The 14,331-nt window shown below is 52.3% G+C and carries 11 protein-coding genes and 1 tRNA gene; 7 read left to right on the top strand and 5 right to left on the bottom strand.

Features of this window, described 5'->3' with window-relative positions; translation table 11 throughout:
• Positions 1-151: 151 nt before the first annotated feature.
• The 7 genes from Dvar_RS09745 to Dvar_RS09715 all read left to right on the top strand — a co-directional run bounded on the left by Dvar_RS09745 (position 152) and on the right by Dvar_RS09715 (position 8,660).
• Entirely contained in the window at positions 152-787 is a 636-nt protein-coding gene (locus tag Dvar_RS09745; RefSeq protein ID WP_419661494.1) for a hypothetical protein, read from the top strand.
• On the top strand, positions 784-2,088 hold the full coding sequence (locus tag Dvar_RS09740) for a tyrosine-type recombinase/integrase (RefSeq protein ID WP_419661493.1): 1,305 nt from the start codon (positions 784-786) through the stop codon (positions 2,086-2,088). The genes Dvar_RS09745 and Dvar_RS09740 overlap by 4 nt, the downstream gene beginning before the upstream one ends.
• A 6-nt stretch (positions 2,089-2,094) precedes the next feature.
• Positions 2,095-2,170, top strand: a tRNA-Arg gene (locus tag Dvar_RS09735).
• A gap of 299 nt (positions 2,171-2,469) precedes the next feature.
• Positions 2,470-2,781, top strand: a complete 312-nt coding sequence (locus Dvar_RS09730) for a hypothetical protein (RefSeq protein WP_419661492.1) — start codon at positions 2,470-2,472, stop codon at positions 2,779-2,781.
• A 476-nt stretch (positions 2,782-3,257) separates the two neighbouring features.
• Positions 3,258-5,057 (top strand): Hsp70 family protein, encoded by a 1,800-nt coding sequence (locus tag Dvar_RS09725; RefSeq protein WP_419661491.1) that lies wholly within the window; start codon positions 3,258-3,260, stop codon positions 5,055-5,057.
• Positions 5,047-7,827 (top strand): Hsp70 family protein, encoded by a 2,781-nt coding sequence (locus Dvar_RS09720; RefSeq protein ID WP_419661490.1) that lies wholly within the window; start codon positions 5,047-5,049, stop codon positions 7,825-7,827. The genes Dvar_RS09725 and Dvar_RS09720 overlap by 11 nt, the downstream gene beginning before the upstream one ends.
• Positions 7,824-8,660 (top strand): hypothetical protein, encoded by an 837-nt coding sequence (locus Dvar_RS09715; protein WP_419661489.1) that lies wholly within the window; start codon positions 7,824-7,826, stop codon positions 8,658-8,660. The genes Dvar_RS09720 and Dvar_RS09715 overlap by 4 nt, the downstream gene beginning before the upstream one ends.
• 206 nt (positions 8,661-8,866) lie before the next feature.
• Here Dvar_RS09715 and Dvar_RS09710 read toward each other — a convergent pair whose 3' ends face one another.
• From Dvar_RS09710 to Dvar_RS09690, 5 genes are all read right to left on the bottom strand, one after another.
• A complete protein-coding gene (locus Dvar_RS09710; RefSeq protein WP_419661488.1) occupies positions 8,867-9,154 on the bottom strand; it encodes an AbrB/MazE/SpoVT family DNA-binding domain-containing protein in 288 nt (95 codons plus the stop codon).
• A 342-nt stretch (positions 9,155-9,496) separates the two neighbouring features.
• Positions 9,497-10,819: a cyclic 2,3-diphosphoglycerate synthase gene (locus tag Dvar_RS09705; RefSeq protein WP_419661487.1), complete on the bottom strand. Its 1,323-nt coding sequence runs from the start codon at positions 10,817-10,819 to the stop codon at positions 9,497-9,499.
• Positions 10,820-11,045: 226 nt separating this feature from the next.
• Positions 11,046-12,140, bottom strand: a complete 1,095-nt coding sequence (locus Dvar_RS09700) for an NAD(P)H-dependent flavin oxidoreductase (RefSeq protein ID WP_419661486.1) — start codon at positions 12,138-12,140, stop codon at positions 11,046-11,048.
• A 600-nt stretch (positions 12,141-12,740) separates the two neighbouring features.
• Entirely contained in the window at positions 12,741-13,646 is a 906-nt protein-coding gene (locus Dvar_RS09695; protein ID WP_419661485.1) for a hypothetical protein, read from the bottom strand.
• A gap of 1 nt (position 13,647) precedes the next feature.
• Positions 13,648-14,229, bottom strand: a complete 582-nt coding sequence (locus Dvar_RS09690; RefSeq protein ID WP_419661484.1) for a hypothetical protein — start codon at positions 14,227-14,229, stop codon at positions 13,648-13,650.
• Between the last annotated feature and the right edge of the window lie 102 nt (positions 14,230-14,331).

Raw genomic sequence — 14,331 nt, 5'->3', positions numbered from 1 at the left:
GTATCATTTTATACTTTTGATACTACATTTATATATTATATTATTTTTGCAAGTCAATATATTTTTTTATTACTGTTGTCATTTTTATTATTGACAGCTACACCGGCAGATTCTATCAAATAGTAGTAATGAAAAATTAAAAGGAGATAGGATGGCAAAAAGTCAGGAAGATATTGCAGCTGATCTGATTCACGCTGTGTTGGATTTCATACATCAAACTGAGTTCGAAGATGTCATGCCAGCCATATATAGATTAATCCGTGCGGTTTGGCCTGACAGTACCGAGATTGATTTGAAAGTAAAGACTCTATCTATGTTGAACAACGAAATTGCACATTGGCAAAAAAAGGTAAGAGAGTCATTTTTCTTGTTAATGGATACGTTGAAAAAAGGTAGGCAATTTGAATTTGAACAGAAAACACCATTTATGGTTCAGAATAACAAGTGGTGTGAGCATATCTTCAATGAAGATCTTGAAATATTTGAGGAGCAATCGGTTACAATCCGTAGCGATTGGAAATTGATTTATGGGTCAGCTGAAGATCAAAAAAGATACGAAGACGATGTGCAGGTTTTATCAGTACCTTACATAATAGCTAAGTTCTTTAACTCTTTTAAATTATTTCCATTTGATTCTATAAAAGAGTGCGATGAATGTGGGAATTATTTTTTCGACAACCGTGGATATAAAAGGAGGTTCTGCTCAAAAGCATGCAGTACCCGGTTTACCGTCAGAGAATCTCGCGCCAAGAAAGCCATGGCAAAGAAAAAAAAGGGAAAAAAATGATCATCGCCAAATGCCCACAATGCAAATCAGGGAACAGTCTCAGCAAAGCTAAATGCAAATGCGGGTATAATCTGACCAATGGCAAAAAGAATTCCAAGGTGCTGTTCCTGGTCCGTGAAACCTTGAAGATTGACGGCAAGGTGGTCTGGCAAAAGAAACAATCTGCCGGCCACTTCCTTACCACGGCCAAGGAAATCGAATCCCAATTACAAGAGGAAAAAGAACGTCAGCGGAAATATGCGTCCAGCACCAAGCGGTTACCCATGGCCACGTTCATGGAAGATACTTACCTACCCGCTCGCAGGGCTCAGAATTATAGTGGTGTTTCGACTGAGGAAGGCAGGTTTAACAATCACCTGTTGCGCTTATTCGGTGATGTGCCGCTGATCGATATCAGCAAGGGGAAAGTCGAACAGTACATCATTGACCGACTGAAGGAAGGCGCCAATGCCAAAACGGTGAACCGTGAAAGGCTGTTGCTGTCACAGATATTCCAGCTGGCCGAGACCTACCAGCTTGTACCCGAATCATACAATCCGGCCCTGGCCGCCAGGTCACCAGAAAAAAAATCACCAGTTGAGGACAAACAGAAAAAGGCCCGTATCGGCATGTCAGTCCCACCTGAAAAAATGCCGGAGCTACTTGCCCAGCTTGGTGAAACCCGTTTCCTGATCGAATTCCTTGCCCGGTCTGGATTGCGCAAGGGCCTTGCCCTTAAAATGAAGTGGTCACAGATCCGTGATGGATACATCTATTTTGAAGATTGGGACGATAAGCGCCGCAAATCCATCCCCAAACGTAAGGAAATTGATCAATATTTGCAGAATCTGCTTGACCGCACACCCAGGGTAAAGGTAAACGGTGAACCGGTTGATTTTGTCTTTGTCCATACAACTGGAAAGTGGAAAGGCAAACCGTTCTCTCAAAGCATCCTGAAGGGGTTCAAAGGCGCCTGGAAACGCGCAGGCCTTCCAAATTCTGAAAAGGCCCGCATTCATGACCTACGGCATTCATTTGTATCAAATGCGCGTGATATGGGATTTAAGCCGCGTGATATCATGGAAGCCACTGGTCACCGGTCGGTCGATATGATTAATTATTACGATCACAGCGATGAAGCCGCCGGTGCTGTTGTGGCTTCTGCCATCGGCAAAAGAATGTTTTCTGGCCCCCAGAGTACCCCCGGAGTACCCCCAAGCGACGATACGCCAGATCAGCTTGACCGGAGTACCCCAGAGAGTACCCCCAAGGCAATCACCAGAAAGGGCGCTCTTAAATTAGCAAAAAATTCGGGAAGTTAAAATTTTGCCCCCGTAGCTCAGTGGATAGAGCAATGGATTCCTAATCCATGTGCCGCAAGTTCGATTCTTGCCGGGGGCACCAATAAATATCATGGGCTTGATCAAAACGTGCTAAGTGCTTTCTTTTTGGAAGCCGTCTTGGCCCCAAGTTTAAAATAATTCAACAGTGAGTACTGGAAAACCGGCTTTTTGGCTCGAGTCCCTTATCCCCGGAAAAAATGATTGTTGACATTTTTTGTACGGATGATGCCCATTTTTGAAAAATGATACGACGGTATCATTCAAAAACCTTCCCAATCCATTAATATTTCTGTATATTATTAGAAACAGACGAGTTGGTCTCTTCCTTGCTTGGTATTTTGCCGCTCAAAAGGAGGGAAAATGATTATGAAAATGTTTAGATTGATTTTTCTTTTCATCATCGCCGTCATGATAGCAGCCCCATCCTTAGCCGACGATGGCAACAAACAAAAAAATGGGCAGCAAACTGCTGAAAGCAGCGTCTGGCAACAATTTAAAGCCGACTGGCAGGAAATCGGGAAAAATATGAAAGATACCGGTGTTCATACTGGCCGGTCATTCAAACATGAGTTTAAAAATATGCCTAATGATATCCGCAAGGGCTGCAAAGAAGCACAAAAAGATTTGAAAAAGCTCACCAAATCAGACCGTTCACAAAGGGCAAACCAATAGGGCCGATCTAAAGTCGAGAATTCCAAATCGGCGTCATTCCGGCGCAGGATGGAATCCATTGTTTTCAATAGTTTATGGATGCCGGATCAAGTCCGGCATGACGAGTCTGGCACTTTTTACGAGTCCATCAAGCTTTTTTATCGTTTACCCACCACTCTCAGATAAGTTGTCAAGACGCCGACCATCAGATTCGGGCCATCCTGCAGAAAACTTATTTTTGTTATTAAATCTTATACTTATCTAGTAAAAACTAAATTTCAAGATTATTTATGCTTGCATTCATCGCAAGGGCCATTAAAATTGGTTGCTCTTGTTTTATATATGGTCGGAACCAATTGACCTGATCATCGAACTGATATCGATTATTTTCTAAAAGCAAGTAACAATGACAGCCTTCCTGCCCAGCGAATCAAGCCGGAGAAACCGGTATATCGCCTCGCAGGACTTTAGCCAGACAGCGGAAAGGGGAGCTTTTAATGGCAACACCAACATACATCATAGGCATTGACCTCGGCACGACCAACAGTGTGGTGGCTTATACCGAGGCCGATATCGTTCCTGGTCAACCCTCCGACATCAATATTTTCGAGATTCCGCAGCTGATCGACGCCGGCGTGGTGGAAGATAGGGATATGCTGCCATCGTTTCTATTGGTTCCGGGTGAACACGATGTTTCCGAAGCGGCCATGGCCTTGCCATGGGACGAAGACAACGAGCTGATTGTTGGAGAATTCGCCCGCAACCGTGGTGCTGAACTGCCCCACCGCCTTATCGCCTCTGCCAAATCATGGCTCTGTCATCCACTGGTGGATCGTTCCCAGCCGATCCTGCCCTGGAGCAGCACGATCGAAACTGAATCCAAAAAATCACCGGTCGAGGCATCGGCGTCCATTCTGGAGCATATTCGGGATGCCTGGAATTACACCATGGCCGAAGATGATGACGATCTGCGTATCGAAGCCCAGGAAATTCTTTTAACCGTTCCAGCATCCTTTGATGCCGTGGCCCGCGAACTCACCGTCAAAGCCGCTGAGATGGCCGGCCTGCAAAATGTCACGCTTCTGGAGGAACCCCAGGCGGCGTTCTATGCCTGGATCGAGTCCATGGGCGACCAGTGGCGCGAAGATGTCGCCAAGGGCGACCTGGTATTGGTCTGTGACGTGGGTGGCGGGACCACGGATTTCAGCCTCATCGAAATTACAGAGGAGGATGGCCAGCTGGTGCTGGAGCGCATTGCCGTGGGTGACCATCTGCTGGTGGGTGGGGACAATATGGACCTGGCCCTGGCTTACTCCCTGGCCCAACAAATGGCCGAAAAAGGCACGCGCCTGGACAACTGGCAGATGCGTGGGCTGTGGCACAGCTGCCGCCAGGCCAAGGAACGCCTTCTGGCTGACGCCGATGCCGAGGAATACCCGGTAACGATCTTGGGACGCGGCAGCAGCCTGATCGGCGGCACCCAGAAAACCCAGCTCACCCGGGATAGCGTCAATCGCGTTCTAGTGGACGGTTTTTTCCCTAAATGTGAGGCCACCACCATGCCGGCGCAGGGCAATCGGGTGGGATTGCAGGAACTCGGTCTATCCTATGAATCCGATCCGTCCGTGACCCATCATCTGGCCAAGTTCCTGCATCAGAACAACGATCGCATCCCCTCGGCCGTTCTGTTCAATGGCGGTATCATGAAGGCCGACCCAATCCGCCAACGCATCACAGACCTTTTGAGCGAATGGACACCAGATGGCGACGCCCCAGCCGTGCGTGAAATCACCTCGGCGAATTTCGACCTCTCCGTTGCCAAAGGCGCGACTTACTATGGTCTGGCCCGCAAAGGCCGGGGGGTTCGCATCCGCTACGGACTGAACAAATCTTACTATATCGGCATTGCCGCTTCCATGCCTGCCGTACCTGGTATCCCGGCCCCCACCAAGGCCCTTTGCATTGCGCCCTTTGGCATGGAGGAAGGCAGCCAGATCCTGTTGGAAGACCGTGAATTCGCACTGGTGGTGGGGCAGCCGGCCAAATTTGATTTTTTGGGCTCCTCACGACACGATGACCAATCCGGCGATGTGATCGATGATTGGGAAGGCGAAATCAGGGCAATCACCGAAATAGAGACCACACTGGATGGTGAGGCCGGCAGCATCATTCCGGTCACCCTTGAAATCCAGGTTACCGAAGTCGGCACGCTGGCCTTGTGGTGCGTTTCAAAGGTCGATGGCCGCCGTTGGAAACTGGAATTCAATGTAAGGGAGCAAGAGGCATTTGAAAATTAATGACCAACGCTATATCGTAGGCATCGATTTAGGGACCACCAATTCGGCGGTGGCCTATGTTGATCTGTCAGCCGAGGATCATCCCCGTCAAATCCAAACCTTCCCGATCCCTCAACTGACCGGTCCGGGGGAGATCAATCGGCTGCCGGTGTTGCCGTCGTTTCTCTATATACCCGGCGAGTACGATATTGCCAAAAGCGCCGTGGTCATGCCCTGGCAACGTCCGGCAGACCACTTTGCCGGCACCCTGGCCAGGGACCAGGGGGCCACGGTGCCGGCCCGCCTGGTGGCATCGGCAAAAAGCTGGATGTGCCACGCCAATGCCGATCGGCGGGCAAAAATCCTGCCTTGGGGAGCCGGTGATGACGTGGCCAAGGTCTCACCGGTTCAGGCCGCCGCAGCCTATCTTGCGCATATCCGGAATGCCTGGAATCAGGCCCACCCGGACGAAGATGAATCATTGGAACGGCAGGTGGTCATCGTCACCGTGCCGGCGTCCTTTGACGAAGTGGCCCGCGAACTGACCCTGGAAGCCGCCACCGAGGCCGGCTTGGCCAATGTCATTTTGTTGGAAGAACCGCTGGCCGCTTTTTACAGCTGGTTGATGACCCATGAAACGGACTGGAACGAGTCGGTCAAGCCGGGCGAGCTGATCCTGGTCTGTGACGTGGGCGGCGGCACCACGGACTTCACCCTCATCTACCTGAAGGATATCGATGGCCAACTGGGGTTTGAACGCCTGGCGGTGGGCGACCACCTGATCCTGGGTGGTGACAATGTGGATCTGGCGCTTGCGCGGCGAATCGAAGGCCAGTTCTCCAGCGGGCAGCTTTCACTGAAGGGCAACCGCTGGAAGACCCTTTGCCATCAGTGCCGCCAGGCCAAAGAACGCATTTTGGACAACGAAGCCGAAACTGAAACGATTACCATCCTGGGAGAAGGCGGCCGATTGATCGGCGGCACGCTCACCGCCGTTCTGACCCATCAGGACGTGGAGTCCACTGTATTAGACGGTTTTTTTCCTATCGTCGCGGCAACCGAAAGCGGCAAATCCGCCCAGCGCAAGGGCATCACCGAGTTTGGTCTGCCTTATGATCAGGAGCCCGCCGTCACCCGGCACCTGGGCTGGTTTCTGGAGCGCCATCGCGCTGATGTAACCACCCATCTGGGAAAAGCGCATCCCCTACCGGACCTGATCTTATTTAACGGCGGCAGCCTGAAGCCGGACGTCATTCAGCAGCAGATCCGTCATGCCATCGTCAAATGGTTCGACAAAACAGCGGACGAGCTGCCGCGCATCATGGAGAACCCGAACCCTGACCTGGCCGTATCGCTGGGTGCCGCCTATTACGGGCTGGTAAAAAACGGCAGTGGGGTGCGCGTAGGCAGCGGCAGCCCACGCGCCTACTACCTGGAAGTGGCCCAGGGTCAGGGCGGCAAGCGCCAGGCGTTGTGCTTGGTGACCCGTGGTGTGGAGGAAGGCACAACCATCACCCTCGAGGATCACGATTTCGAGGTTCGGGGCAATCAGCCGGTATCGTTCAATGTCTACAGCTCCAGCTATCGCAGTGGAGACCAAACCGGTGACCTGATCACCATCGATGATACATTGACGGCCCTTTCACCCATTCAAACGATTGTTCAATACGGTAAAAAAGGAACCAAGGCCCGCATTCCCGTCCAGCTGGTCGCCAGCTACACCGAGGTGGGCACCCTTTCTTTGGCCTGTCAAAGTCGGACCAGCGACCATCGTTGGCAACTGCATTTCCAACTGCGCAGCGGCCCATCCCCGACCGACCTGGCCGACCAGGAAGTGTTTGACAGCGATATAATCGACAAGGCCCGGGATCTGATCAAGCAAACGTTTACGAATCGCAAGGCCGGAAGCAAGCTGGAGGCCGTGGGCAAAACCCTGGCCGGCCTGATCGACCGGCCGCGTCAGGCGTGGCCCCTGAGTTTCATTCGCGCCCTGGCCGATGAATTGTTAGAAATAAAAAAAACCCGCCGTATTTCCCCCCAACATGAAATCCGCTGGCTCAATTTGCTGGGCTATTGTATGCGCCCGGGCCTGGCTGACGGCGCCGATCCCATGCGCATGAAAGCCATCTGGCGAATTTACAGCCGGGATTTGGTGTTTGCCAATCAAACCCAGGCACGCGTGGAGTGGTGGATTTTGTGGCGACGAGTGGCGGCCGGTCTGACCCCCGGCCAGCAACGCCAGTTCATCCAGGAATTGGCCCCCCTTTTGTTGCCCAAAAAAACCGCTCCCCGAAAAATCCCCCCCCAGGAACGCTTGGAAATGTGGATGGCAGCCGCCAACATGGAGCATGTGCAGGCCAATGAAAAAATCCGGTGGGGACGCGCGCTGCTGGCCGAGCTGAAACCCAAGAAAATCAAGCCCCAGCATTTCTGGTCCCTATCGCGCATCGGCGCCCGGGAACTGCTTTACGGATCGGTCGATCGCGTCATCCCAGCCCAAGAGGTTGCCCTATGGATCAAGACACTTTTGTCCATCGACTGGCGCGATCCAAAACCCGTTGCTGTGGCCCTTGGCCAGCTGTGCCGTAAAACCGGCGACCGCACGCGCGACATCGACGACGCCCTAGTCGGCCAGGTCATGGACTGGATGACCCAGAACATCCAGCAGGATAAATTCCTGGAAACGCATAGTCGTTATCTACGCGAGGTGATTGCCATGGCCGAACAGGAACAGAGCGTAATTTTCGGGGAGGATCTGCCGGCGGGTCTAGTCCTGCATGCACCATCATGAAGTACCAGCCGTTTGACGCCGACTGCAAGTCCGTTTACCTGTGCCAGACCGGCCCCGAGGTGTCCTGCGGTGCCTGTTGCGGCCTTTACAATGTGGTGGATCCATCACTGGAGGCACTGGAGGCCATGCTTGTCCGGCGCACGCACTGGTTTGCCGGCGTGCCGCGCACCGTGGCCGGCATCGACGCCTTCAAGGCGCGGGTGGAAAACGCTGAATGCCCGGATCGCCCCTTCCCGGATTTTCATCACTGTCCGTATTTGGGCATGATCGAAGACGAAGGCCGTCGGGTGGGCTGTTTGCTGCATCCGTTGGCAGCGGGCAACAACGGCATCGACTGGCGAGGTCTCAGCTATTACGGGGGCATGGCCTGCCGTTCCTATTTCTGCCCCAGTGTTAAGCAGTTGCCGTCGCGCTGGCTGGCCGCCCTGCGCCAAAGCATGGCGCACTGGCACCTTCACGGCCTCATCGTTACCGAGCGCCGTCTGCTGACCGCCTTTTTCGAAATCCTGGAAAGCCGTTTGGCACGACCGGTCCATCCCGATGATTTTACGGCAGGTTCTCAGGCGGCGGCATTGCTGAGCACCTTTGCCGGCCTTAAATTGGCCTGGCCGTTTCGGCAAGCGAATGCTTTGGGCATGACCAACTATTTTTTCGAAGACGGGCTTTATCCGCGGCCGGCTGTCCATCGGGCCAATGCGGCGATTCCCCCTTCCCCATTCGAGGCCATTTTTCGGGAGCTGGATTCTGGATTTTCATCCATTGAAGAACAGCGGGAGGCCGAAAGGAAAATTAGCGGGATCATTGATGGGATTGTGGGGGTGGTTCGAAAGTAGGTTGTAGGTTGTAGGTTGTAGGTTGTAGGGTGAAGGGTGAAGGGTGAAGGGTGAAGGGTGAAGGGTGAAGGGTGAAGGGCGGTATACTATCGATTTTATCTTTTCCAAACACCATCCATGCCCCTATCAATCCAGAAGGGATATATCCAATTATGGAATACCAGGAATTTAGTGAGGAAAATTATTCAGTCGGCAAGCGAGCGGATTTACCTTGCGATTTCATGATGGCCACCGCTCGTTGTTAAAACCTCGCCCGCCCATCCCTGGCTGGCAATTTCAGCCAATTCGTCAATCTTCAAGACCGGTCCACTTTCTTGGGCAAGGCAGCCAATAAAATCCGAAATATTGCCTTTTGGTGCTGCGGCCCTAATTATGATACTGCCATGAGGTAATTTCTCAATCTCAATTTTTTGCTTCGGCTCTACGCCAAGATGAGCGAGAATATCTTGACGCAAGGTGACCTGTCCTTTAGCGGTAATCTTTAGTGATGTCATGGCTCACCTTTATGTTGATGACGTATTCATGGTAAGGCAAATATGCCTTACGATCAAGTCCAAAAAACTACCGGTTATATTGGGCAATACTATGGATATAGGGGGATAGCCGTTTAGGATGAAGGCTGAAGGGCGGGCAGGATACTACCGATTTTATCTTTCCCAAACACCATCCAGACCCCGGCCTGTAGGAGTTGGCCATGCCTGCGACATTATAGCTGTATAGGCGTTTAGGCCGAAGACTTGAAGGACGGGTTGGCATTCTTTATGTTTAATTTGGCCTTTTCGCGGCCATGCCCCGCCCCCTATCAATCCAGCGGGGATACACATACACAGCTTATATCAAAGCCGATCGCCCAGTTTGTTACGGATCACGTCTTCAAGGGTGGGTGAACTGTTGTCCTGGTAGCTGTAGCGCACCCGGACCACCGGTTTGTTGACCTTGACCACGGCAGTCAGATCGATGGGCGTGGCGGAAAGCACCAGATCACAGGGGCAGTCGTTGATGGTGTCCTCCAGATCCCTGATCTGGCCGGAACTGTAACCCATGGCCGGCAAGAGGGTGCCGATATGCGGGTAGGATTGGAACGTTTTCACCAGGGTTCCTTTGAGGTACGGACGCGGATTGGCCAGGGATGCGGCACCGAATCGGCGGGCGGCGATCACACCGGCGCCATAGCTCATCTCGCCATGGGTCAGGGTGGGGCCATCCTCGACCACGAGCACACGCTTGCCTTTGACCTGATCCGGCTCATTTACACTGACCGCTGAATCGGCAAGAATAATGGCTGCCCCGGGATTGTTTGCTTCAATGGTCTTGCGTACCTGTTCGACCTTTTCGGGCTGGGCGCTGTCCACCTTGTTGATCACTGCCACGTCGGCCATGAGCATATTGGTTTCACCAGGATGGTAGCAGGTTTCATGGCCGGCCCGGTGCGGATCGAAAACCACAATGCCCAGATCCGGCTTGAAGAAGGGGGTATCGTTGTTGCCCCCGTCCCAGACAATCACGTCCGCCTCTTTTTCCGCCGCCTCCAGGATCAGTCCATAATCGACACCGGCATACACCACGGCACCCATGTCAACAACCGGCTCGTACTCCTCCCGTTCCTCGATGGTACATCGCTGGCGGGTAATATCCTCCCGGGATGAAAACCGCTGAACAATCTGTTGGGTCAAATCACCGTAAGGCATGGGGTGACGCACCGAGACCACACGTTTGCCCATGGCCTGCAGAATCTGGATCACCTTGCGGCTGGTTTGCGATTTACCGCAACCGGTGCGCACGGCACACACTGAAATCACCGTCTTCTTGGAGTTCAGCATGGTGTACGGTGCACCGATGATGATAAAGTCGGCCCCGGCTGCGGTGGTCAGGGAGGCTTTGTGCATGACTTCCACATGGGGAACATCGCTATAGGAAAAAGCCACCAGATCAATCTTGTGGGTGTTGATCAACTCCACCAGCCGGCTGTCCGAGTAGATGGGAATGCCTTTTGGATAGCGTTTCCCGGAAAGCGCGGCCGGGTATACACGGCCATCGATATCGGGAATCTGTGTGGCGGTAAAGGCGATCACCTGGTACCGCTCGTTGTCCCTGAAATAAACGTTGAAATTATGAAAGTCTCGTCCCGCGGCACCCATGATGATCACTTTTTCGACCATGCTGCACCTCCCAGTATCATGTGATTAAAAAACGGGAAACGTTGGATTATTGTGGAATTATACCCCAACCAAGCCTTGTTTTTAAAGTCAGTTTTGACTAATCGGCCGGGAACAAGCGGGCAGGTATTTTTTAGTATGCGGGAGAAAAACAGCCCGAAAACGGAGCTATGAAAAACAACATTTGGACCGACACAGGCCCCGTTAACGGGTTATAGACAGGTTTGTTTCAGGCAGGCTCCAAGACCGGAGTCGTTGCCATATCATAGCTTTGCTCCAGCGCGTTCATCAGTTCCTTAACGGAAACAATTTTGTCCACGCGGTAAGCGTTGGCGCCGGCAAAGGCAAAACCGTTTTTAAACTTCCCCTGCCTAGCGGCGGCCAGGGCCAAGCCAATACAATAGGGGCTTTTTTCCGGGTCGCAGGTTTTAATACAATGGTAGGGACAGCGGAAGGGACGCCTGGTACCGGCGGCCGCATCCACCAGGAACTTATTTCTCAAAGCCCGGCCGGGAAGGCCTACCGGACTTTTAATGACCATCAGGTCTTCCTTGCTGGCGTCCACATAGGATTGTTTGAATGCCGGATCCGCATCACACTCGTGGGTGGCCACAAAACGGGTTCCCATCTGAACCCCACTGGCGCCCAGTTCCAAAAATCGGTGGATATCGGCACCATCGTAAACCCCACCGGCAGCGATCACGGGGATGCGCACGCCATGTTGGGCCTCGACTTTTTCCACCGCGGCAACCACATCACCGACCAAATTCTCCAGGCAAAAGGCGGGATCATCCAATTGTTCGGCCTTGAAACCCAAATGTCCGCCGGCTTTGGGACCTTCCACCACAAAGGCATCCGGAAGGTAATGGTAACGCTGAAACCACCGCTTGCAGATCAGTTGGGCGGCTCGACCCGATGAAACGATGGGCACCAGCCGTGTGCGGTCATCTTTTTTCAAGAATGCGGGCAGATCCAGTGGAAGACCGGCACCGGCAAAAATAATGTCAATTTTCTCGGCAATGGCGGTTTTGACCAAATCCGTAAAATGGGTCAGGGCAACCATAATATTGACACCCAGAATGCCACGGGTTTTTTCCCTGGCCTTGCGGATTTCCCTGGCCAGTGCCCGGCAGTTGGCCTCCAGCCCATTGGTGGTTACATCTTTTTCACAAATACCGGCCATTGCACCGGCAATCACGCCGATACCGTCCGCATTGGCCACTGCGGAAGCCAGACCGGACATGGAAATTCCAACACCCATACCGCCCTGGATGATTGGCAGTCGACTGATCAAATGGCCGATTTTCAGTTCAGGCATTTTCATTGGCAGCACCGTTATATATCGTTAAAGGATGTCAGATCAAACACAGACCAATTAACGATGCATCCATAGCCGGCCAGACGGTTGGCTACAAGAAAGAATGTTAGTATTACAAATTTTTTACACTTAACGTCCCCCCTATGGATATAGTCTTTGCACACACTTGAGACAGGGGGGAGCCTTTTCGTTGTCGTTATCAGTGGAGCGAAGCGCAGCGGTTGTCGTAATCGAAAGGTAAAAGATCGATTACGACAACGATAACGATTGGATCGTGCGATGTTGGCCATGACTGGAAAATAGGTGGATAGCCGTTTAGGCTGAAGGGTAAAGGGTAAAGGGCTGGTTACCGGTTTTTTTAATTCCACACCCTCCTCCGTGCCAGCCTGTAGGAGCTGTCCATGACTGCGACCATACACAATCGCCGGCCATTTCATTGTCGCGGCCATGGACCGCTCCTACAGAGCAAGCCGGAAATATCATAGGTTGGGTTGAGGCACAAAACCCAACCTACATTACTGACAACCCATCACCGATAACCGATAACCGATCCCCGTCTCTCCCCATCTCAGACATCCCCTTTTGAGGGTAATTTATTTATTATCCCTACATATATTTGTCTTTGAGTGCGGTCAGGCGAGTCAAATAGCGTTCGCGGTAGGCCAGTCCTTTTTGATTGGAAATGTCATAGAACAGGTAGTCGATATAGGGACGCAAATCGATACCGTAGCGATTGTATTTTTCATCGTTGGCAATGTCGACAATGAGAATCGAATAATAGGTAACGAGCATTCGCAGTCTGGATTCACGCCGCAGCAGGTAGCTGCGCCCCCCCAAAGTATTGAGAAAGTACCCGGCATAATCGTAGATGCGTTCGATGGACAAGGGGGCGCCATCACCGGGCAGTGGACGGCGGCAATCGACAATTCGGGCGTAAAGCAATCCCAATGCCGGCTCCAGAACGCGATCCTCGGCATTCAGAATATCTTTGCCAACCTCAAGCCGGTCTTTGCCCAGCACCCGATAAAAATGCGTGACGTTTTTCACCAGGCGAAACATATCCTGCATTTCGGCAACATTTACCGGTGGATCGGCTAAAAGACGCGCGGCACAGTCCCTGAAGAAACCGGCGCTTCCCCCTTCGATGTCACGGTCCGCCATATAGCGTTGACGATCAAGATATTGAAAAAAGGACTTCAACTGCGTTTCCACCTTTTCACAGTCGGCAGGCAGATCGTTGGCATCATCTTCGGATGATGCGGTGCCGAAAACAGTCGGGAAAAGATCGTCTTCCGAACTTTTCTCGCTCGCTGTTTGCAGCTGCGCCCGCATTTCCTCGAGATCCGCCTCAAGCTTCTGAATCACCTCCAGACACTCGCTTTGTGCCTGTTGTTGACTTTGGGTGATCTGATCCAGGTGCCATTTTTTAAACATGAAAAAAATTGCCAGCCCGGAAGCAATGACAATAAACACGACGGTAATCGCCATAAAAGGGTTCTTAGAGGATTTCACGTCAATCTCCGTAAAACGTTTTTTTTGTTCTGGGCTCCGATACGATACTCGAAAAAAGATCGGACCGTGCGCTCACTTGCCGACCATCCAAAAAATCCGCCGCCAGATCAAACGCTGCTTCGGCTTGATCCAATCGGCTCAAGAATCGCTTGACGTTGATCCGTTTCAGGTCGGCGGATCGGGTCACTTCGACCACATGGCGGCCGCCAATGGCCTTTTTCCCCACGTATGTCATGACCATACTCACCACCAGCAGGGCATGGTGACGAAGGGAATCACCGGCAACGCCATCGACAATTGCCCGACAAACAAATTCATAACAGACCGGCGGCCGTCCCGCAACCAGCGTGCACCCCGTTTGACCAAGCCAGCCATGGGCGGGATCAAAAACCGCTTGCGCAGAAAATTGATTGGCCACGCGTGACAGAAAAACGCTTTGCCGAACCTCACTACAAAAATGGTCTCGACAACACACGTGCCGGCAGACCGAACAATAGGGCCGGCACACATTTTCAGTCCATTGCCGGACCCGCTTTTCAAGCTGGCCGTAACGCTGAACCAACCGGTTAATATCCACTTTCATACACTTCGTTTCCCTGCCCTCCTGGCAATGGATAGATCGATGATCTATAGAACCCGTGCCCATCTTTGACAAGCAACACGGGCAGTATTCAACAAACGAAAT

It is taken from the genome of Desulfosarcina variabilis str. Montpellier (genome assembly GCF_048565275.1).
Classification (GTDB): Bacteria; Desulfobacterota; Desulfobacteria; order Desulfobacterales; family Desulfosarcinaceae; genus Desulfosarcina; species Desulfosarcina variabilis.
This window is presented reverse-complemented; position numbering and strand designations above follow the sequence as displayed.

Bases quoted from the DNA above. Each gene is read 5' to 3' on its own strand.
- Dvar_RS09740 (WP_419661493.1), top strand. From the start codon at position 784: ATGATCATCGCCAAATGCCCACAATGCAAATCAGGGAACAGTCTCAGC.
- Dvar_RS09710 (WP_419661488.1), bottom strand. From the start codon at position 9,154: ATGACATCACTAAAGATTACCGCTAAAGGACAGGTCACCTTGCGTCAA.
- Dvar_RS09715 (WP_419661489.1), top strand. From the start codon at position 7,824: ATGAAGTACCAGCCGTTTGACGCCGACTGCAAGTCCGTTTACCTGTGC.
- Dvar_RS09700 (WP_419661486.1), bottom strand. From the start codon at position 12,140: ATGAAAATGCCTGAACTGAAAATCGGCCATTTGATCAGTCGACTGCCA.
- Dvar_RS09730 (WP_419661492.1), top strand. From the start codon at position 2,470: ATGATTATGAAAATGTTTAGATTGATTTTTCTTTTCATCATCGCCGTC.
- Dvar_RS09745 (WP_419661494.1), top strand. From the start codon at position 152: ATGGCAAAAAGTCAGGAAGATATTGCAGCTGATCTGATTCACGCTGTG.
- Dvar_RS09690 (WP_419661484.1), bottom strand. From the start codon at position 14,229: ATGAAAGTGGATATTAACCGGTTGGTTCAGCGTTACGGCCAGCTTGAA.
- Dvar_RS09705 (WP_419661487.1), bottom strand. From the start codon at position 10,819: ATGGTCGAAAAAGTGATCATCATGGGTGCCGCGGGACGAGACTTTCAT.
- Dvar_RS09725 (WP_419661491.1), top strand. From the start codon at position 3,258: ATGGCAACACCAACATACATCATAGGCATTGACCTCGGCACGACCAAC.